Genomic DNA, 20,406 nt, shown 5'->3' with positions numbered 1-20,406 from the left:
CGTATCGCAGCCGCGCCGCGGCGTCAGCGCGACTCGTCTCCGTCGGCCGGATAGCCTTCGAATTCCAGCCACATCGCGTTGATGATCGCGGCGAAGCAGGCCATGAGCACGCCCAGGATCCAGGCGAAATACCACATCTGCGCGACTCCTCAGTAATGCGCGTCGGAATGCCGCACCTCTTCCACCGTCACCGGCCCGCGCATCACGCGGAACACCCAGCTGGTATAGGCGATGATCAGCGGCAGGAAGAACACGGTCAGCCAGAACATCCAGCGCAGAGTGAGCAGGCTGGAAGTCGAATCCCATACGGTGAGGCTGTGCGAAGGCTGCAGGCTGGACGGCAGCATGAACGGGAACATGCCCACGCCGGCGGTCAGTATGGTGCAGCCCACCGCCGTGGCCGAGGCGATGAAGGCGTAGCCGGGCCGGCGCGGCGCCAGATACCAGGCCAGGCCGGCGCCGGCGAAGGCCAGCAGCGGAATCAGCCACAGCACGGGCGCATCGTAATAGTTGGCGAACCAGGCGCCGGCCTCGACCGCGACGGTCTTGGCCAGCGGATCGGACACACCCGCCTTGCCTGCGAAGCTGAGCAGGCGGTAGCCCTCCACGCCCAGCGCCAGCCATACGCCGGCCGCGGCAAAGGCGATCACGTATACCAGCGCGGCCAGGCCCAGCCAGCGCCGCGCGCGTTCGCGCAGCTCGCCCACGGTCTTCAATTGCAGGAAGGCCGCGCCGTGCATCACCAGCATGGACAGGCTGACCGCGCCACAAAGCAAGCCATACGGATTGAGCAGGCCGAAAAAGCCGCCGTCGTAATGCACGCGCAGGTCCGGATCGAAGCGCAGCGGCACGCCCTGCAGCAGGTTGCCGAAGGCCACGCCGAACACCAGCGCCGGCACGAAGCCGCCGACGAACAGGCACCAGTCCCACAACCCGCGCCAGCGCGGATCGGCCAGTTTGCTGCGGTAGTCGAAGCCGACCGGACGCAGGATCAGCGCGAACAGCACCAGGATCAGCGCGACGAAAAAGCCCGAGAACGCCGCCGCGTAAATCAGCGGAAACGCGGCGAAGATGGCGCCGCCGCCGAGCACGAACCAGACCTGGTTGCCCTCCCAGGTCGGCCCGATCGCATTGAGCAGCACGCGGCGCTCCGCGTCCTCGCGCGCGACCACGGGCAGCAGCACGCCGACGCCGAGATCGAAGCCGTCCATCACCGCGAAGCCGATCAGCAGCACGCCCAGGAACAGCCACCAGACCAGGCGCAGGGTCTCGTAGCTCATGAGGAAGTCCAGCAGTTCGCCCATGGTGTTCTCCTCAGGCCGGCGTGGCGGACGATGCGGAAGAGCCCGGCGCGTCGCCCGGCCCCTTGCGCGCGAACTTGACCATCAGATACAGCTCCACCACCAGCAGCGCCGTATACAGGATCACAAAGCCGCAGAAGCTGAAGATCAGGTCGCCGACGCTCAGGCTGGATACGCTCATCCAGGTCGGCAACACCTCGGCCACGGTCCAGGGCTGGCGGCCCAGCTCGGCCACCAGCCAGCCCGCTTCCGAGGCGATCCACGGCATGGGCAGCGTGACCACGGCCAGCTTGAGCAGCCAGCGCTGGCGCATCAGCTGCCGCCGCGTGGTGGACAGCAGGGCCAGCGCGAAGGTCACCAGCATGAACACACCGGCGCCGACCATGATGCGGAAGGCCCAGAACAGCGGCGCCACCGGCGGGATGGCATCGCGTGCGGTCTGCGCGATCTGCGCGTCGGTCGCGTCGACCACGTTCGGCGCGCGGCGCTTGAGCAGCAGGCCGTAGCCCAGGTCGCCGCCGTGTTCGCGCAGGATTTCCCTGGCCGCCGTATCGCCAGGATTGGCGCGCAGCTGCTGCAGCGCGGCGTAGGCCTGCATGCCGTTGCGTATGCGCGGCTCGTGCCCGGCGATGAGCTCCTTGAGCCCGGTCACCGGCTCGCTCAGCGAACGCGTCGCGATCAGGCCCATCATCCAGGGAATTTCCAGCGCATGGTTGGTGCGCAGGTTCTCCTGGTCGATGAAGCCGACCACGGTGAACGGCGCCGGCGGCGGATGCGTCTCCCACATGCCTTCGATCGCGGCCAGCTTGACCTTCTGCACATGGCCCAGTTCGTAGCCGCTTTCGTCGCCCAGGGTAATCACCGACAGCACCGAGGCCAGACCGAAGGCCGCGGCGATGGCGAAGGAGCGCTGGGCGAAGGCCACATGCCGGTTCTTCAGCAGGTACCAGGCGCTGATGCCCAGCACGAAGCACGATCCGGTGACATAGCCGGCCGAAACCGTGTGCACGAACTTGACCTGGGCCACGGGGCTGAAGAACACCTCGGCAAAGCTGGTCAGCTCCATGCGCAGGGTGTCGGGGTTGAATTCGGCGCCGACCGGATACTGCATCCAGCCGTTGGCGACCAGGATCCACAGCGCGGAAAAATTCGAGCCCAGCGCGACCAGCCAGGTCACCAGCAGATGCTGCACCTTGCTCAGCCGCTCCCAGCCGAAGAAGAACAGGCCGACGAAAGTGGATTCGAGGAAGAAGGCCATCAGGCCCTCGATCGCCAGCGGCGTGCCGAAGATGTCGCCGACGTATTGCGAGTAGTACGACCAGTTCGTGCCGAACTGGAATTCCATGGTGATGCCGGTGGCCACGCCCAGGGCGAAATTGATGCCGAATAGCTTTCCCCAGAACTTGGTCATCTGCCGGTAGATCTCCTTGCCGGTCATGACGTAGACCGACTCCATGATCGCCAGCAGGAAGGACAGCCCCAGGGTCAGCGGCACGAACAGGAAGTGATAGAGCGCAGTGGCGGCGAACTGCAGACGCGAGAGGTCGACCAGGGTGTCCGAGATCATCGACAGGCATCCTTCAACGGCGGTGTCGGGAAAGCGGCGATGGAACCGGCGGCGGTTGCCGCCGCGCACGCGGCCGGCCGCCGCATGCAATGGAGCAATTGGGACAAGGCTACCGCGTTGCGCGGCGCGGTGCGAGACGCCGGCCGCATAAATCGACGGCCGCGGCGCAACGGCCGGCGGCGGCTCGCGCCGCCGGCGGGCACTGCAGATCAGGCGCAAAAATCAAACGGGCCGCGGCTCACGCCGCGGCCCGCACCATCGCTTCCTGGAAACTGCGCTCAGCTCACCAATGCACGCCGCGCATCAGCGCGGCCACGGCGATCTGCTCGTTGGTCGGCTGCTCCAGCTCGGCGCGCCCGGCCATGCCCTTGGCCGCGGCCGAATCCGGGAACAGGCGGAAGGCGCTGTTCATGATGATCTCGTACATGCGCGGCGCCAGCGCATACAGGATGGAGGCGAAGATGCCCAGGCGCGTGGCGATGCGCACCGGCCGCTCGACGATGGCCTCGACCACCAGATCGGCCGCCTCGTCCGGCGACAGCGTGGGCACGTGGTCGTACATCTTGGTCGGCGCGATCATCGGCGTCTTCACCAGCGGCATGTTGATCGTGGTGAAGTGGATGCCCAGGTCGGAATACTCGGCCTGGGCGCAGCGCGAGAACGCATCCAGCGCCGCCTTGGAAGCGACATAGGCCGAGAAGCGCGGCGCATTGGTCAGCACGCCGATGGACGAGATATTGATGATGTGGCCGCGGCGCTTCTCCGACATCACCGGCAGGAAGCCCATGATAAGCCGCAGCGCGCCGAAGTAATTCAGCTGCATGGTGCGCTCGAAATCGTGGAAGCGGTCGAAGCTCAGCGCGATGGAGCGGCGTATCGAGCGGCCGGCGTTGTTGACCAGCACGTCCACGCCGCCATGGTCGGCCACCACCTGCTTGACGAAAGCATCGCAGCTGCCCATGTCGGACAGATCGACGATATACGTGAAGCAGGTGCCGCCGGCGGCCTCGATCTCCTTCTTGGCCACGGCCAGCTCTTCCTCGCCGCGGGCGCAGATCACCACCTTGGCGCCGGCCGCGGCGATCTTCAGCGCGACCGCCTTGCCTATGCCCGAGGAGCCGCCGGTGACCACGACGACGCGGTTCTTGACCTTGCCGCTGAGCGAATGATCGACGAAGAGGTCCGGATCCAGGTGGCGTTCCCAGTAATCCCAGATGCGCCAGGCGTAGTCCTCCAGCTTGGGCAGCTTGATCCTGGACCCCTTCAGCGCGCGCTCGGTCTCGCGGCAGTCGAAGCGGGTGGGATAGTTGATGAACTTCATCACTTCGCGCGGAATGCCGAAATCGCGCAGTACCACATTGGTGAAGCGGCGGATCGGCGGCAGGCTGCTCAGCGCCGCACGTATGCCCTGGGGAATGAAGGCGAACATGCGCGCATCCAGGCGCATGGTCATCTGCGGCGCGTGGCCGGCGCGGGCGAAGATGTTGAGCACTTCGCCGATGCGCCGCGGCGCCGGATCGGTCAGATGGAAACAGTGCCCGTCCAGGCCGGTCTTGTGCGCGATGTGGTCCATGGCCGCGGCGACCCAGTCCACCGGCACCAGGTTCAGGCGGCCGCCCTCCAGGCCGACGGTCGGCACCCAGGGCGGCAGGGCCTGGCGCAGTTTCTTGATCAGGCGGAAGAAGTAGTACGGCCCGTCGATCTTGTCCATCTCGCCATTGGCCGAGTTGCCGATGACGATGCCGGGGCGGTAGATGCGCCAGGGCCGCGGGTATTCCTTGCGCACCAGGCCCTCGGAATCGTGCTTGGTGCGGAAGTATGGGTTGTCCAGTTCCTCGGCCTCGTCGAACATGTCCTCGCGGAACACGCCGGGATACAGGCCGGCCGCGGCGATGGAGCTGGTGTGGTGGAAGCAGCCCGCCTTGACCGCCTCGGCCAGCTCCATGGCGTGGCGGGTGCCGTCCATATTGGCCACGTGCTGGCTCTCGGCATCGGCGGAGAGGTCGTACAAGGCGGCAAGATGGAAAAAGTGCTGCACCTTGCCGCTCAAAGTCTTGAGCATGGCCGGGCTGACGCCCAGCCTGGGCTTGGCCAGATCGCCGCTGACTGCGACCAGACGCTTGTCGTCGGCGCCGAGGCTCTCGCGCAGCTGCTCGAACTTGTCGCTGGAGCCCTTGCGCACCAGGCAATAGATGGTGCCCTTGCGCTTTAGCAGATTGGCGACGAGGTGACGACCGATGAAGCCGGTGGCGCCGGTGACGAAATAGGTCATTCGTTTCCCCTTGCGATGTCGCACCGGCACAGCGGCGCGCCCTGGACTGGTATCCGTTGGGAGTGAGTCAGCCGGAATGGACCGCAGCGCCCTGCGGGCGCCTGCTGCGGATCATTCCGCATCCCCTCACTTCTCTCCTTCCGGGTCATAAGATAGACCTGCCGGCGGGCGCTTTCCAAGCGGGTTTCAAACGCCTAATTGATCGCGTTGACCGTCCCGGAGTCGCGTGATACAAGCTCGCATTCACCGCACGCGCAGATGCGGGATCCGATCACCGAGAGCGAACCATGTCCGACCTGACCAGCAAATTCGAGGAAGCGGCAAAGAAGGCGATGAACCTGCCCGAGCGCCCCGACAACGACACGCTGCTGAAACTGTACGCACTGTACAAGCAGGGCTCCGCAGGCGACGTGTCCGGTCCCAAGCCCGGCTTCTTCGATTTCGTCGGCACGGCCAAGTACGAAGCCTGGGCCAAGCTCAAGGGCACCAAGCAGGAAGAGGCGCAGCAGAAGTACGTCGACCTCGTGAAGAAGCTGGGCGGCTGAGGCCGGCCCCCACGGCTGCGCGGAGATCGCAGATGGCCCGACGCACGCGCGAGCGCATCCTCGAGATCGCCCTGGTGATGTTCAATTCCCAGGGCGAGCCGAACGTCACCACCAACCATATCGCCGACGAGCTGGAGATCAGCCCCGGCAATCTGTACTACCACTTCCGCAACAAGGACGACATCGTCGAACAGCTGTTCGCGGTGTATGAGCAGCGCATGGACCAGGCTCTGCAGGTGCCGCAGGACCGCCTGCCCAACCTGGAAGACATCTGGATGCAGCTGCACAGCGTGTTCGGCTGCATGTGGGACTACCGCTTCCTCTACCGCGACCTGGTCGACATTCTCTCGCGCAACCGCAAGCTCAAGCTGCACTTCGGCCGCATGCTCAACCGCGCCGCGAGCAGCGCCACCGAGGTGCTCAAGGGGCTGGCCCAGGCCGAGATCCTGCGCGCCACCGCCGACGAGATCCGCGCCAGCGCCGAGAACGTGCTGCTGCTGACCACCTTCTGGCTGAACTTCAACGCGGTGCGCAATTCCCGCGCCGATCCCAACGAAGAAGACCTCAACCAGGGCATCTACCAGGTCATGCTGCTGATCGCGCCGTTCCTGCGCGATGCGGAGCGGCTGCATCTGAATACGCTGGCCCAGGCCTACCGGCGCTGAGACCGCGCCGACTGCCGCGGCGGCAAAGCCCGGCCATGCGGGGCCTGTAACCGCCCAGGCGGCACCGCTTGTGCGGATGACGCAGAACCATGGCCTGCGCCAGCGGCGCCGACCCCAGGCTTGCGCCTGTACGGACGACACGGCGCCGCGGACCGCCGCTGCGCGGGCCAGTGCCGCTCACGCGGCAAACGCCACGGCGGCCAGCTGCCGGCTGTGTTCCCGTACATCCGGCGGCCATTCACCGGTGAACTGCTCAAAACGCTGACGGTCGCCGGCAAACAGGGCGCGCAGGGCCTCTTCAAAACCGGGGGCATCGCCGGCCATGGCCGTCATGAAACGGTGCGCTGATTCCTGCGCGCGGCGGCGGGCGCCCTGCCCCTGGGCCTCGTCGGCCTGGCGCGCCTGGTCGATCAGCTTGCGCAGCGTGACCGAGGCACCGCCGGGCTGTTCGCCCAGCCATTCCCAGTGCCGCGGCAGCAAGGTCACCTCACGCGAAACCACCCCCAGGCGCGGGCGTCCGCGGGCAGCCGGTCCGGATTCCGTCGCCGCGGCCGGCTGCAGGCGCGCGGCGACGTCGTCGGCACTGCCGCGCCAGTCGATGTCGATGGGGCGGCTGCTCTGCGCGTCGAACACCTGGGTTTCGGCCACCGCCTGCGGACCGAGCTGGCTATGGGCCAGCCGCGCCGCCTCGGCCAGTTCGCCCGCGGCAATGCGGCGCTGGTGGTGGAAGATGATGCAGTAGATGGGGCTGAGGGGGTGCATGCGTGCTCCTGTCGTTCCAGTGGCCACAATTTACCCGGGTGATATTTACGTCGTCAATATTACCCGGGTAAATAATTCTGCGTGACAACTGTCATGCACCTGCCGATCATTGCCGGCCGCTCCACGCCCGCCGCCCCGGGGCTTTGCATTGCCGTGCCGCGCCTGCTATCCTCGCGCGTCTTTGTGCAAGCTGTTTCGAGGAGCTATCCCATGAAAGTGTTGAATTCGCTGAAGTCCGCGAAGCAGCGCCACCGCGACTGCAAAGTCGTGCGCCGCCGCGGCAAGGTTTTCGTGATCTGCAAGAGCAACCCGCGCTTCAAGGCGCGCCAGCGCTGAGATCACGGCAATCGCCGTATGCTGCTGAAAGGGCCGCCTTGTGCGGCCCTTTGCTTTTCTGGTTCCAGCCGCGCCTTGTGCGGCCCTTTGCTTTTCTGGTTCCAGCCGCCGCCTTGTGCGGCCCTTTGCTTTTCTGGTTCCAGCCGCCGCCTTGTGCGGCCCTTTAGCTTTTCTGGGTCCAGCCGCCGCCTTGTGCGGCCCTTTGCTTTTCTGAGCCCAGTCGCCGCCTTGCGCGTCCTTTTGCGTTTCCGCACTCAGGTCGCCGGCCTGTCCAGCTCTGTATGCTTTGCTTTCTTCGACTCAGCCACCGCCTTGTTGCGGCGCCTTGTCTTCCGGGCCTGATAGCCGCGTGCTTGTCTGCGTCAATGGCTCAGCGGCAGCCTTTCGTTTTCCGGGTTCGACGCCAGGCAGCCGCCCTCCTTCCAGAAACTCCAGCGCCGCCAGCCCGAGCCCGAATCCCCACTCCCGAATCCCAGCTTGCCGACCTGAACCAAAGCGGAGACCGCTTCATGGAAGTTCGCGCAACCTTCTGTTAAAACGCGGGTTGCCGCATCTGGCCCCTGAAGGCCGAGGAGAATTCCCATGTCCAACCGCCTGTTCCCGCTGCTCGCCGCCCTGGGTCTGGCCATGTTCGCCGCCGCGCCCGCAGCGACGGCCGATACCTTGCTCATGCAGCGCACCCAGAAAGAAGCCGGCATGAACCTGCCCAGCCGCGGCATGTCCATGGCCCAGGTCGAAAGCCGCTTCGGCGAACCCCGCGCCAAGCTGGATCCGCGCGGCGGCAACCGCCCGCAGCATCCGGTGATCAACCGCTGGGAATACGACAATTTCATTGTCTATTTCGAGAAAACCCACGTGATCGACGCGGTGGCCAAGCGCGCCGACGCGAACGAGATCGGCCCCAAGCCGGTGCGCTGAACCCCGCCGCGGCCGGCCCGTCCGGCCGCCGCCGCCGCACTCCGGCCGCCTGAGCGCAAGCCCTTGTCACTCAAGGGCTTGGTAGTGGCTTTGCGCTCCGCTATGCTGCGCGATTCCGCGCCGGCGCAGGTCCGCAGCCCGCCGCGCGCCCTGCCCTATTCAGAGGAATGCCGTGGTGACGACCAATGCCTTGCGCCTGCCCGCCGAATGGGAGGCGCAGTCCGCCGTATTGCTGGCCTGGCCGCATGCGGACACCGACTGGGCCGAGCGCCTGGATCAGGTCGAGCAGACCTACGTCGCCCTGGTCGGCGCCATCACCCGTTTCGAGAACGCCATCGTCTGCGTCGCCTCGGCCGCGGTGCGTGAACACGCGGAAACCCTGCTCAAGACCGCGCAGGCGAACCTGGGCCGCGTGCGCTTCATCGAAATCGAATACGACGACACCTGGCTGCGCGACTCCGGTCCCATCACCCTGGCCGACCGCAAGCAGTTCCAGCTCACCGACTTCCGCTTCACCGGCTGGGGCGGCAAGTTCGAGGCCAGCCGCGACGATCTGCTGGTGCAGGGCCTGATCCAGCGCGGCCTGTTCGTGCCGGCGGCGCACCGCCGCGTGGACTGGGCGCTGGAAGGCGGCGGCATCGAATCCGACGGTGCCGGCACCATCCTCACCACCTGGAAATGCCTGCATCAGCGCCATCCGCAGCTCAGCCGCGCGGAGATGGACAAGAAGCTGATCGACAGCCTGGAAGCCCGCCGCGTGCTGTGGCTGGACCACGGCTACCTCGAAGGCGATGACACCGATGCCCACATCGACACCCTGGCGCGCTTCGCACCGGACGACGCCATCGTCTATCAGGCCTGCGACGACGCCTCCGACCCGCATCACGCCGAACTCGCCGCCATGGCGCAGGAACTGGCCGCGCTGCGCACCGCCGACGGCAGGCCCTACCGCTTGTTTCCGCTGCCCTGGCCCCAACCCATACGCGACGGCGAGCGCCGCCTGGCGGCCTCGTACGCGAATTACCTCATCGTCAACGGCGCGGTGCTGATTCCGGCCTATGGCGATGCCGCCGATGCGGAAGCGGCGCGCGTGATCGGCCTGGCCCATCCGGGCCGCGAGATCGTCGCCGTGCCGTGCCGTCCCCTGATCTGGCAGAACGGCAGCCTGCACTGCGTCACCATGCAGCTGCCGCGAGGAGTGGTCGCATGAAACCGAACAATCTGCGCGTGGCACTGCTGCAGGAAACCGACCGCGGCAGCGTCGCCGCCAATCTGGATGCCATCGAGGCCGGCCTGCGCGAAGCCGCCGCCGCCGGCGCGCAGCTGGTGCTGCTGCAGGAACTGCACAACGGCCCATATTTCTGCCAGCACGAGAGCGTGGGCGAATTCGACCGCGCCGAGACCATTCCCGGCCCCAGCACCGAGCGCATCGGCGCGCTGGCCGAGGAACTGAAGCTGGTGGTGGTGGCCTCGCTGTTCGAGCGCCGCGCCGCCGGCCTGTACCACAACACCGCGGTGGTCTTCGACCGTTCGCGCGCCATCGCCGGCCGCTATCGCAAGATGCACATTCCGGACGATCCAGCCTTCTACGAGAAGTTCTATTTCACCCCGGGCGATCTGGGCTTTGAACCGGTGCAGACCTCGGTGGGCAAGCTCGGCGTGCTGGTGTGCTGGGACCAGTGGTATCCGGAAGCCGCGCGCCTGATGGCGCTGGCCGGCGCGGAACTGCTGCTCTACCCCACCGCGATCGGCTGGGACCCGACCGACGAGGACGCCGAGAAGCAGCGCCAGCGCGATGCCTGGGTCACGGTGCAGCGCGGCCATGCCGTCGCCAACGGCCTGCCCCTGCTGGCCTGCAACCGCACCGGCTTCGAGGCCGCGCCCGACGGCGGCCGCGGCCTGCAGTTCTGGGGCACCAGCTTCGTCGCCGGACCGCAGGGCGAATTCCTGGCCCAGGCCGGCACCGAGGCGCGCGAGCTGCTGCTGGCCGACATCGACCTCAGGCGCAGCGAGAACGTGCGCCGCATCTGGCCCTTCCTGCGCGACCGCCGCATTGATGCCTACGACGACCTGCTGCGCCGCTTCCGCGACTGAACCCACTACATGACCACTGAACAACACCGTGCGGAAGAATTCGGCCCGCCCGATCCGCTGCAGGACCAGCCCATCCGCCGTGTCACCCTGGGCGATACCGAATTCGTGCTGCTGGGCACCGCCCACGTTTCCCGCGCCAGCGTCGCGGCGGTGCAGGCGCTGATCGAGCGCGAGCCGTTCGACGCCATCGCGGTGGAGCTGGACACCAACCGCCACGCCTCCATGCGCGATCCGGAACTCCTGCGCAAAATGGATTTGTTCCAGGTGATACGCCAGGGCAAGGCCGGCCTGGTCGCGGCCAACCTGGCGCTGTCGGCGTTCCAGCGCCGCCTGGCCGAGCAGTACGGCATCGAGGCCGGCGCCGAACTCAAGGCCGCGTTCGAGGCGGCCGAGGCGCGCGCCATCCCGGTCTGGCTGATCGACCGCGACATCGGCGTCACGCTCAAGCGCGCTTACCGCAGTGTCGGCTTCTGGGACCGCATGGGCATCATCAGCGGCCTGGGCGCCAGCGTGCTGTCCAGCGACGAGATCGGCGAGCAGGACATAGAAAAGCTCAAGCGCGGTGACATGCTGGAAAGCGCGTTCTCCGAGTTCGCGCGCGAATCCGAGCCGCTGTACCGCAGCCTGATCGCCGAGCGCGACGCCTACATGGCCGCGCGCCTGCGCGAGGAACAGGTCAAGACGCCGGTCAGGCGCGTGCTGGCCGTGGTCGGCGCCGGGCATCTGGCCGGTCTGGAGCGCGAACTCACCGAACAGAAGCAGCCGCCGGTGCCGCTGCGCGCCACGCTCGATGTGGTGCCGCCGGGCTCGCGCTGGCCGAAGTGGCTGGCGCTGGGCATGTTCGTCGCGATCGCGGTGGCCATAGGCCTGCTGTTCAAGCGCGATGCCGGCCTGGGCGCCGGCGCGCTGCGCGACTGGATCCTGTTCACCGGCGGCCTGGCCGGCCTGGGCGCCCTGCTCGGCGGCGGCCATCCGCTGTCGGTGCTGGCGGCGGCCATCGTCGCGCCGCTGAAACCGTTCCGTCCGGGCATACCGCCGGGCGTGGCCAGCGCCGGCGTGGAAGTGTGGCTGCGCAAACCGCGCGTGGCCGACTTCGACAGCCTGCGCCACGATGTCAGCGTTTGGACCGGCTGGTGGAAGAACCGCATTTCGCGCACGCTGCTGGTTTTCCTGCTGACCAATTTCGGCGGCATGATCGGCGTCTGGCTGGCGGGTTTCCGTATCCTCAAGAGCCTGGCCTGAACTCCCCTTCCTCACCGCCGCGCGGCGTGCTGCCGGCGCGGCTCCTCGATGCAATTGCGAGGTTCGCAACGCAATGAAACTTGCCCGCTTCCTGTTCAAACCGCGTTGGCAAAGCAAGGATGTGGCGACGCGCCGCGGCGCCGTGGCCGAACTCAGCGACGCCGAGCTGATCGCCGCCCTGCCCACGATTGCGCGCAACGACGCCGACGCCGGCGTGCGCCTGGCCGCGCTGCGCCGGCTCAACCAGTACGAAGCCTGGCGCGAACGCTCCACCGGCGACGCCGACAGCAATCTGCGCAGCGTCGCGCGCGCGGCCTACCTGGCCATGCTCAGCGGCAACAGCGCCGATCTGCCGCCGCTGGAGCGGCGCATCGCCGAGCTGGATACCTTGTCCGGCGAGGAAATCGAACGCCTGGTCGGCCAGGCCAGCGATCCGGCCCTGCGCAGCGCGGCGCTGGAACGCGCCACGCGCCCCAGCCTGCTGGCCGATGTCGCGGTCAACGACGCCGATCCCAAGCTGCGCCTGGTCGCGCTGTCGCGCATCAACGACCTGGACGCGCTGACCCGCATCGCCGAGCGCACGCGCAAGACCGACAAGATCGTCAGCCGCCTCGCGCGCGAACGCGCCGAAGCCGGCCGCATCGCCGCCGGCGACAGCGCCGCGATCGAAGCGCGCGCGCGCCAGCTGTGCGAGCGCGTGGATGCGCTGCTGCAGCGCCCGCGCAGCGAACGCGCCGAGGAACTGGCCGCGCTGGACCAGGCCTGGGCCACGCTGGCCGGCAAGGCGCCGCGGCAATTCGCCGAACGCTTCGAATCCACGCGCAATTTCCTGCGCATGGACACCGACGAGGCCGCGCAGGAACGCAGCCGCCTGCGCGCCGCGCGCGCGCGCCTGGAACGCAGCCTGGCCGGACCGGACAGCGACACCGCCGAACTGGAGGCCACCGTCGCCGCCGTGCGCACCGAGCTGGCCGCCAACCGCCTGGAACTGCCCGAGCGCGAGCCGGTGGAAGTCCTGCTGGTGCAACTGACGCAGAAACTGGCCCTGCGCGCCGTGCTCGCCGCCCGGGCGGCCGAACAGGCCGCCGCCGCGGAAGCCGCACCCGCACCCGAACCCGAGCGCAGCGAGCCCAATCTGGAAGCCCTGGCCGCCCAGGCGCGTTTCGAGGCCGCGCTGGAACGCGCCCAGGCCGACAAGGAAAAACAGCGCGAACAGCACCAGGCCCTGCGCCGCGATCTGGACGCGCTGGTCATCGCGCTGGAAAGCGAGCTGGAAGCCGGCGACCTAGCCCAGGCCGTGGCCACGCATGCGCGCATCACCAACCTGCTCGAAGGCCTGCCGGCCATCGCCCGCCACGACAAGCGCCTGGCCAACGCCGAAGCGCGCCTGGCCGAACTCAAGCGCTGGCAGCGCTGGTCCAACAACGAGCGGCGCAAGCAGCTGTGCGAAGCGATCGAAGCCCTGCCCGGCCAGGGTCTGCATCCCGACGCCGTGGCCACGCGCGTGCGCGAAGCCCGCGCCGAGTGGCAGCAGCTGGAAGCCCAGGAAGCCGACCGCGACGCCCGCGGCAGCCAGGGCCTGGGCCGCCGTTTCCAGGCCCTGTGCGCACAGGCGCTGAAACCGGCGCAGGGCTATTTCAGCAAGCGCGATGAATTGCGCAAATCCAACCAGCAGGAAATCGAGACCCTGCTCGTCGCCGTGGAAAGCGCGACCGGCGCCGAAGCCACGGCGGGCAGCGACATCGGCGCCCTGGCCAAACAGCGCCGCGAAATCGCCGAGGCGCTGCGCGCGCTGGACGGCGTGGATCCGCGCGAGCGCAAGGCGCTGGCGCAGCGGCTCAAGGACGTGCTGGCACGCATCGACGCGCGCCTGGACGAACAGGCCGCCGGCGTCGAAGCAGCCAAGCGCCGCCTGATCGCCGAAGCCGAACGCCTGGCGGGTGCCGCCGATGCCGCGGCCGCCGCGCGCGAGGTGCGCGACCTGCAAACGCGCTGGAAGGCCGCCGGCAACGGGCGCCGCCGCACCGACGAGGCACAGTGGAAGGAATTCCGCGGCCATTGCGACGCGATCTTCGCCCGCCTCGACGGCGCCCGCCGCGAGCGCGAGGAAGCCGAGACCGCCGCACGCGCCCAGGCCGAAGCCCTGCTCGGCGAGCTGGCCCAGGCCGCGCAGCTGCCGGCGGAAAACCAGCCGGCGCAGCGGCGCGAACTGGAGCAGCGCTGGTCCGGCCTGGACGTGCGCGACCGCGAACAGCAGCGCCGCTGGCAGCAGCAGCTGGAGGCCCTGGACGCGGTGCAGAAAGATGTCCAGCGCCAGCGCCGCGAAGCCGTGTTCCGCGATGCGCTGGCGCGCCTGGCGCTGTGCGAAAGCGTGGAACTGGGCCGCATCGGCGCAGCCGCCGCCAGCCAGGAGTGGCCGGCGGACGGCGCCAACACGCCGCTGGCACAGGCGCTGCAGCAACGCTTCAAGGCGGCGGCGGGTAGCAGCGGCGTCAACGCCAGTGCAACAGGCGACGCCAGCGGCGCCGCTAGCGGAGCCGACGCTGCCGGCGACGCGGACAATACCGCCGCTGCCGATGGTGCCACCGGCGCGGCGCGCGCAAACCCGTCCGCGAACGGCGAAACCGCCGGCAGCGACGACGCGCGGCGCGAACTGCTGGTCACGCTGGAATTCCTGGGCGCGGTGGAAAGCCCCGCCGCCGACAAGGCGCGCCGCATGGATCTGCAAGTGACCCGCCTGTCCCGCCGCCTCAGCGGCAACGCGAATACCTCGCCCCGCGAAGAACTGCTGGCACTGCTGCAGCGCTGGGTGGAACTCGGCCCCCTGCCCAAGTCCGACGCCGCGGAATGGCAGGGCCGCTTCGCCCGCGCGGTGGACGCGGTGCTGGCGCAGGTGCATTGATCGACCGGCCGATGCCTGCGCCGGCGTTGGCCTGTCGAAGCGGATGCTGGCGCGAAAGGACGCGGCAGCGAATGGACATCGCGCAGCCCGCACGTTGCAATGAACGAGTGGCGTGGCGAATGGATGTTGCATGAGACGGACGTTGCAACGAACGGATGCCACAGCGAATGAACGTTGCGGCAAACGGAGGTTGTACAACCGACGGACGCTGCAACGAACGGACGCCACAGCGAATGGGTGTTGCGGCAAACGGAGGTTGCAACAGACGGCCCCTGCAACTGACGGATGCCGCAACGAGTGCGTATTGCCGCGAAACCGGTGATCCGCCAGCGGAAAAGCCCTCTCCCCAAGCGCGTTTACGCGCTTGGGGAGAGGGTTGGGTGAGGGGGCGACGGATCAGCCCGCAGCGAAGCGCGTTTTTCGCCAGCTCTCCGCGCAAAGAAAGATCCAGCGCAAACCTGCGCGTCCACAGCACCGATCACGCTATGGACCCGCTGCTTCGACAGCAGCCAATCGCCGCCATCCCCGCGGCCTCGACAGCAATTGCGTACAACCGCGCTCACCAACCCCACTCACTCCGCCAGCGTCGCATCCACCACCTGCTGCGCCTCGGCCAGTATCCGCTGCAGATGCTCCGGCCCGCGGAAGCTTTCCGCATAGATCTTGTAGATCGCCTCGGTGCCTGAAGGCCGCGCGGCGAACCAGCCGTTGGCGCAGGTGACCTTGATGCCGCCTATGCCGGCACCGTTGCCCGGCGCCTTGTCCAGCACGGCGGTGATCGGCTCGCCCGCCAGTTCCGTCGCGCTGATCTGCGCGGGGCTCAGCTTGGACAGCTTTTTCTTCTGCTCCGCCGTGGCCGGCGCATCGACGCGGTCGCTGTGCGGCTCGCCCAGTTCGCTGCACAGTTCGCGATAGCGCTGGTACGGATCCTTGCCCAGGCGCGCCGTGATTTCCGCCGCGAGCAGCGCGGGCGCGATGCCGTCCTTGTCCGTACTCCAGACACCGCCGTCCCGGCGCAGGAACGAAGCGCCGGCGCTTTCTTCAGCGCCGAAGCCCAGCGTACCGGCGCACAGGCCATCGACAAACCATTTGAAGCCCACCGGGGTCTCGTACAGCGCGCGGCCCAGCCGCGCGGCCACACGGTCGATCAGCGCGCTGGATACCAGGGTCTTGCCCACCGCCGCGGACGGCGACCAGCCGCCGCGCGTGGTGAACAGGTAATCCGCCATCACGGCAAGGTAGTTGTTCGGCAGCATCAGGCCGCCGCTGGGCGTGACCACGCCGTGGCGGTCGTGGTCGGGATCGCAGGCGAAGGCCACGTCGAAACGCTCGCGCAGATCGATCAGCCCGCGCATGGCGTGGCGCGAGGACGGATCCATGCGGATGCGGCCATCCCAGTCCAGCGTCATGAAACCGAAGCGCGGATCGATGCGCGTGTTGACGATCTGGAGCGGCAGACGGTGCTGCTCGGCGATGCGCTGCCAGTACGCCAGGCCAGCGCCGCCCAGCGGATCCACGCCCAGGCGTATGCCGGAAGCGCGGATCGCATCCAGATCCAGCACTTGGTCCAGTTCGCCCACGTAGGCGGCGACGAAATCATGTTCGCGCGTAGTGGACGCACGCCGCGCCTGTTCGTACGGCAGCCGGCGCACGCCGGCCAGGCCGGCGGCGAGCAGCGCATTGGCGCGCTGCTCGATCGCACCGGTGACCGCGGTATCGGCCGGGCCGCCGTTGGGCGGGTTGTATTTGAAGCCGCCGTCTTCCGGCGGATTGTGCGACGGCGTCACCACGATGCCATCGGCAAGGCCGCGCTCGCGGCCGCGGTTGTGTACCAGGATGGCGTGGGAGATCGCCGGTGTCGGCGTGTATTCGTCGCCCGCGGCGATGCGCGTCTCCACGCCGTTGGCGGCCAGTACTTCCAGCGCCGTCCGCAGCGCGGGCCGCGACAGCGCGTGCGTATCCATGCCCAGGAACAGCGGACCGTCGATGCCGCGCTGCGCGCGGTATTCGCAGATGGCCTGGGTGATGGCCAGCACGTGATCTTCGTTGAAGCTGGCGGCGAACGATGTGCCGCGATGTCCCGAGGTGCCGAAGGCGACGCGCTGGGCCGGGTCCTGCGGATCGGGCCGGCGCGTGTAATAGGCCTGCTGCAGCGCGTCCAGATCCACCAGTCGGGCCGCGTCGGCCGGCTGGCCGGCCCGGGCCGGGTTCGCATCGCTCATGGCAACTCCTGTAGCGGCAACGGGCGGCGAGTGTGCCACAGGCCGCCGCGGCGGCAAGCGCGGGCGGACGGCCGCGGCGGGCTACGGTTCAGTTGGTCGCGGCGGATTCGGCGCCGGCATCCAGCGGGGATTCCGGTGCGCCGGCCGGGCCTTCCGGCGCCGGTGCCAGCGCGGCGGCGAACTCGCCCGCGTCGAACTCGTCGCGCACGCGCAGCTTGGCCAGCTCGACGAAGCGCGGATCCAGCGCCGCGCCGGCGCCCTGCGGCAGCAGCGCGGCGGGTTCGTGGCGCAGCGCGGCGACCAGGGCGAGATAGGCGTCCGGCGCAACTTCAGCCGCTTCCAGCAGCAGGCCCGGCAGCATCCACGACCAGGTCTGCTCCAGGCGCTGCTCCTTGCGCTGGTTGTGCACGATCAGATACGGCACCGGCTGGCTGCGTGCGGAATTTCCGTCCACAAATCCCAGTTGCGCAAAACTGGAATGCAGCCCCGGCAGATGATCGCCGTAGAACAGCAGCAGCGTGGGCCGCTCGCGCTGCTGCACGAAAGCGGCCAGACGGCCCAGCTCGTGGTCGGCGGCGGCCAGATGGAACAGGAAATGGCGCAGGGTGCGCGCGCCGTATTCGTCCAGCGCCTCGGGAAGCACGATCTCGGCCAGCGCGGCGGGATCCAGGCCGGGGCTCACCTCGTAGGGGCCGTGCGCTTCCATGCTGATGGCAAACAGGAACTGCGGCGGACCGTCGTCGGACAGCTCCGCCAGCACGCGGTCGGTCAGCGCCGCATCGGCGATGAACAGGCCGGACTTGGGCGCGCCGGCGAATTCCGGCAGCGCGAGAAAGCGCTGCGCACCGAGATGCCGCAGCGCTTCGCGCCGGTTCCAGAACGCCGCGTCGTTGGGGTGCAGCACGCTGGTACGGTAGCCATGCTCGGCCAGGGTGCGCATCAGCCCGGGCATGGGCGCGTCGACCAGCTCGAAATACGGATATTCCACGCCGCGGAAGGCAGCCAGCGGCACGCCGCTGAGTACTTCAAACTCGGTGCGGATGGTGCCGCCGGCAAACGTGGGCACCTGCATCTCGCCGGACCAGGATTCGGCGGCGAGGCGGCGGAAATTCGGCAGGCTGTCGGCCGGCTCCAGGCCGACCAGGCGGGCCGGATCGAAAAAGGATTCGCTCTGCACCACGATGATGTCCGGCGCCTGCGCCGCGGGTTCCAGCGCGGCGCTGCGGCCAAAGGCAGCGGCATGCTCGGCGATGAATTCAAGGACGCGGTCGCGGTCCGGCGCCTGGCGGTCGGCGTGGGTGAGTTCCCAGCGGTACATCAGCAAGGTCGGCACCACGCCGAGGCGGGCCACGGTTTCCGCCGGCGACCAGGGCTCGAAGCCGCGATTCCAGCCGTCGTAGCGTTCGCGCCAGAACGGGGCGCCCGCGAGCAGGCTGCCGAGCCCGGCGAGCGCGACCACAGCAAGACCGGCGCGCAGGCGCAGCGGCAGCCGCTGCGCCGGTTCGGCCCAGGCCGCTGCCAGCAGCAGCAGGACCAGGCCGCCCAGCAGCAGCACCTGGCGGGCTTCGACGTAATGCCAGAACAGGCTGAGGCCGCCGCCGCTGCCGAGAAAACCGAAATCCGCCGGCAATAACGGCAGTCCCAGTTGCTCCAGCTTGACCGCGCTGACCGCGACCAGCACCGCATACAGCGCCGCCGCGGCAACCGCCGAAACCAGCAGGCGCCGGCTCAGTGCCAGCAGCAGCACCAGCAGCAGCGCGCACGGCAGCGCATTGAGCAGCGCCAGCACCAGCCAGCCGCCAAGGCTGTCGCCGCTGTGCGCAAACAGCGGATCCAGCCACAGCGCGGCCGCGGTCGCCAGCAACAGGGCCAGCAGTGGCCAGCCGGCCAGCGGCGCGCAGGCGCGCAGCAGCGCTGCGGCGCGGCGCGAGCGGAACGACGGCATGACTTCCGGCATGGATCGGTTCGCTGTCATGAAAACGCAACTCTAGCAACTCGCGCCGGCCTTGCGGCCGCGCCGCAGCTTGCGCAGCGGACGCGGCAGCGCCGACACTGCGCGTTCGTTCAGCCAGAGCAGCGCCCATGGCCTCATCCGACTACCCGCGCGACCTCGTCGGCTACGGCGCGAATCCGCCCCGGGCCGACTGGCCCGGCGGCGCGCGCATCGCCGTGCAGTTCGTGCTCAATTACGAGGAAGGCGGCGAGAACTGCGTGCTGCACGGCGACGCCGGCAGCGAACAGTTCCTGTCCGAGATCGTCGGCGCGGCCAGCTATCCGGCGCGTCACATGAGCATGGAATCGATCTACGAATACGGCTCGCGCGTCGGCGCCTGGCGCATCCTGCGCGAGTTCGGGCGCCGCGGCCTGCCGCTGACCGTATTCGGCGTGGCCATGGCGCTGCAGCGCAATCCCGAATTCACCCGCGCCTGCGTCGAGGCCGGCCACGAAATCGCCTCGCACGGCTGGCGCTGGATCCATTACCAGCACATGGACGAGGCGCAGGAACGCGAACACCTGCAGCGCGCCGTGGCGATACAGCGCGAACTCACCGGCAGCGCGCCGCTGGGCTGGTATACCGGGCGCGACAGCCCGAACACGCGGCGCCTGGTGGTGGAACACGGCGGCTTCGTCTACGACTCGGACTACTACGGCGACGACCTGCCCTTCTGGACGCAGGTGACGCTCGCCGACGGCAGCCGCAAGCCGCATCTGGTGGTGCCATATACGCTGGACGTGAACGACATGCGCTTCGCCACGCCACAGGGCTTCAACACCGCGACCCAGTTCTACGACTACCTGCGCGACAGCTTCGACGTGCTCTACGCCGAGGGTGAACATACGCCGCGCATGCTGTCGGTAGGCATGCACTGCCGCCTGCTCGGCCGGCCCGGCCGTTTCATCGCGCTGCAGCGCTTCCTCGATCACATCGCGCGGCACGAACACGTGTGGGTCTGCCGCCGCATCGACATCGCTCAGCATTGGATACGCCGTCATCCTTTTGTGGAGGCCGCATGACCCTGGACGAACTCGATCAGCTGGATCTCGCCGCGTTCCGCGCCACGCTGGGCGGCATCTTCGAACATTCGCCCTGGGTAGCCGAGGAAGCCTGGCCGCTGCGTCCCTTTGCCAGCCTCGATGCCTTGCATGCGGCCATGTGCAAGGCCGTGGTCGATGCGGGCGAGGAAGCCCAGCTCGCCCTGCTGCGCGCCCATCCGCAGCTGGCCGGCAAGGCCGCGCTGCGCGGCGAGCTGACGGAATCGTCCACCCGGGAACAGCAGGGCGCCGGCCTGGACCAGTGCAGCCCCGGGGAATATGCGCGCCTGCACGAACTCAACGCACAGTACGAGCAACGCTTCGGCTTTCCCTTCATCCTGGCGGTGCGCGGCCATACCCGCGACAGCATCCTGGCCAACATGGCCGCGCGCGTGGACAACCCGCGCGACGAGGAATTCGCCGAAGCCCTGCATCAGGTCGAACGCATTGCGCGCCTGCGCCTGGAGGCCTTGTTGCAGGCCTGACCGCACCTCGGCAAGCCGCGACGGTTTCCGCGACGCGGTTCCGTCCTTGCCTGCGCAGGCAG

The 20,406-nt window shown here is 68.4% G+C and carries 18 protein-coding genes; 10 read left to right on the top strand and 8 right to left on the bottom strand.

The genetic code is table 11. The features are described from left to right. Nucleotides 1–23 precede the first annotated feature (23 nt). The 4 genes from cydX to NM961_RS18975 form a co-directional block, all read right to left on the bottom strand. Nucleotides 24–137 carry a cytochrome bd-I oxidase subunit CydX gene (cydX, locus tag NM961_RS18990; RefSeq protein ID WP_255915991.1) on the bottom strand — a complete coding sequence of 38 codons (114 nt, stop codon included), beginning with the start codon at nucleotides 135–137 and terminating at the stop codon, nucleotides 24–26. 12 nt (nucleotides 138–149) lie between these two features. After that, nucleotides 150–1,292 (bottom strand): cytochrome d ubiquinol oxidase subunit II, encoded by a 1,143-nt coding sequence (gene cydB / locus NM961_RS18985; RefSeq protein WP_255916026.1) that lies wholly within the window; start codon nucleotides 1,290–1,292, stop codon nucleotides 150–152. Nucleotides 1,293–1,314: 22 nt separating this feature from the next. Continuing rightward, nucleotides 1,315–2,868 (bottom strand): cytochrome ubiquinol oxidase subunit I, encoded by a 1,554-nt coding sequence (locus tag NM961_RS18980; protein WP_255915990.1) that lies wholly within the window; start codon nucleotides 2,866–2,868, stop codon nucleotides 1,315–1,317. Between the two features lie 283 nt (nucleotides 2,869–3,151). Continuing rightward, nucleotides 3,152–5,140 carry an SDR family oxidoreductase gene (locus NM961_RS18975; RefSeq protein ID WP_255915989.1) on the bottom strand — a complete coding sequence of 663 codons (1,989 nt, stop codon included), beginning with the start codon at nucleotides 5,138–5,140 and terminating at the stop codon, nucleotides 3,152–3,154. 287 nt (nucleotides 5,141–5,427) lie between these two features. Here NM961_RS18975 and NM961_RS18970 point away from each other — a divergent pair, with 287 nt between their 5' ends. Continuing rightward, on the top strand, nucleotides 5,428–5,685 hold the full coding sequence (locus tag NM961_RS18970; protein ID WP_255915988.1) for an acyl-CoA-binding protein: 258 nt from the start codon (nucleotides 5,428–5,430) through the stop codon (nucleotides 5,683–5,685). A gap of 32 nt (nucleotides 5,686–5,717) precedes the next feature. Then, nucleotides 5,718–6,350 carry a TetR/AcrR family transcriptional regulator gene (locus NM961_RS18965; RefSeq protein ID WP_255915987.1) on the top strand — a complete coding sequence of 211 codons (633 nt, stop codon included), beginning with the start codon at nucleotides 5,718–5,720 and terminating at the stop codon, nucleotides 6,348–6,350. A gap of 177 nt (nucleotides 6,351–6,527) precedes the next feature. Here NM961_RS18965 and NM961_RS18960 read toward each other — a convergent pair whose 3' ends face one another. Continuing rightward, nucleotides 6,528–7,112: a DUF2239 family protein gene (locus NM961_RS18960; RefSeq protein WP_255915986.1), complete on the bottom strand. Its 585-nt coding sequence runs from the start codon at nucleotides 7,110–7,112 to the stop codon at nucleotides 6,528–6,530. A 210-nt stretch (nucleotides 7,113–7,322) separates the two neighbouring features. Between NM961_RS18960 and ykgO the strand changes: the two genes are divergently transcribed. After that, nucleotides 7,323–7,448, top strand: coding sequence for a type B 50S ribosomal protein L36 (gene ykgO, locus NM961_RS18955; protein WP_133821755.1), 126 nt, complete (start codon nucleotides 7,323–7,325; stop codon nucleotides 7,446–7,448). A gap of 362 nt (nucleotides 7,449–7,810) precedes the next feature. On the opposite strand, the gene NM961_RS18950 is transcribed toward ykgO, so the two are convergent. Continuing rightward, entirely contained in the window at nucleotides 7,811–8,032 is a 222-nt protein-coding gene (locus NM961_RS18950; RefSeq protein ID WP_255915985.1) for a hypothetical protein, read from the bottom strand. Here NM961_RS18950 and NM961_RS18945 point away from each other — a divergent pair. From NM961_RS18945 to NM961_RS18925, 5 genes are all read left to right on the top strand, one after another. After that, nucleotides 8,031–8,366 (top strand): hypothetical protein, encoded by a 336-nt coding sequence (locus NM961_RS18945; protein ID WP_255915984.1) that lies wholly within the window; start codon nucleotides 8,031–8,033, stop codon nucleotides 8,364–8,366. The genes NM961_RS18950 and NM961_RS18945 overlap by 2 nt on opposite strands. Before the next feature lie 175 nt (nucleotides 8,367–8,541). Continuing rightward, nucleotides 8,542–9,576 carry an agmatine deiminase family protein gene (locus tag NM961_RS18940; protein ID WP_255915983.1) on the top strand — a complete coding sequence of 345 codons (1,035 nt, stop codon included), beginning with the start codon at nucleotides 8,542–8,544 and terminating at the stop codon, nucleotides 9,574–9,576. Then, complete coding sequence (locus tag NM961_RS18935) at nucleotides 9,573–10,460, top strand: carbon-nitrogen hydrolase (protein ID WP_255915982.1); 888 nt, start codon at nucleotides 9,573–9,575, stop codon at nucleotides 10,458–10,460. Before NM961_RS18940 ends, NM961_RS18935 begins: the two co-directional genes overlap by 4 nt. Before the next feature lie 9 nt (nucleotides 10,461–10,469). Next, complete coding sequence (locus tag NM961_RS18930) at nucleotides 10,470–11,702, top strand: TraB/GumN family protein (RefSeq protein WP_255915981.1); 1,233 nt, start codon at nucleotides 10,470–10,472, stop codon at nucleotides 11,700–11,702. Nucleotides 11,703–11,775: 73 nt separating this feature from the next. Further along, nucleotides 11,776–14,604, top strand: coding sequence for a DUF349 domain-containing protein (locus NM961_RS18925; protein WP_255915980.1), 2,829 nt, complete (start codon nucleotides 11,776–11,778; stop codon nucleotides 14,602–14,604). 572 nt (nucleotides 14,605–15,176) lie between these two features. On the opposite strand, the gene pgm is transcribed toward NM961_RS18925, so the two are convergent. Beyond that, a complete protein-coding gene (gene pgm / locus NM961_RS18920; RefSeq protein ID WP_255915979.1) occupies nucleotides 15,177–16,826 on the bottom strand; it encodes a phosphoglucomutase (alpha-D-glucose-1,6-bisphosphate-dependent) in 1,650 nt (549 codons plus the stop codon). 88 nt (nucleotides 16,827–16,914) lie between these two features. Beyond that, the gene (locus tag NM961_RS18915; protein ID WP_255915978.1) at nucleotides 16,915–18,783 is read right to left on the bottom strand and encodes an LTA synthase family protein; all 1,869 of its coding nucleotides are present in this window, start codon (nucleotides 18,781–18,783) and stop codon (nucleotides 16,915–16,917) included. Nucleotides 18,784–18,908: 125 nt separating this feature from the next. Between NM961_RS18915 and puuE the strand changes: the two genes are divergently transcribed. Both puuE and uraD read left to right on the top strand, forming a co-directional pair. After that, entirely contained in the window at nucleotides 18,909–19,841 is a 933-nt protein-coding gene (gene puuE / locus NM961_RS18910) for an allantoinase PuuE (RefSeq protein ID WP_255915977.1), read from the top strand. Next, nucleotides 19,838–20,344, top strand: coding sequence for a 2-oxo-4-hydroxy-4-carboxy-5-ureidoimidazoline decarboxylase (gene uraD, locus NM961_RS18905; RefSeq protein WP_255915976.1), 507 nt, complete (start codon nucleotides 19,838–19,840; stop codon nucleotides 20,342–20,344). The genes puuE and uraD overlap by 4 nt, the downstream gene beginning before the upstream one ends. Nucleotides 20,345–20,406 lie beyond the last annotated feature (62 nt).

The organism is Tahibacter harae, assembly GCF_024437735.1.
Classification (GTDB): Bacteria; Pseudomonadota; Gammaproteobacteria; order Xanthomonadales; family Rhodanobacteraceae; genus Tahibacter; species Tahibacter harae.
The sequence above is the reverse complement of the archived record's forward strand: the minus strand, read 5'-3'. Positions and strand labels throughout refer to the sequence as shown.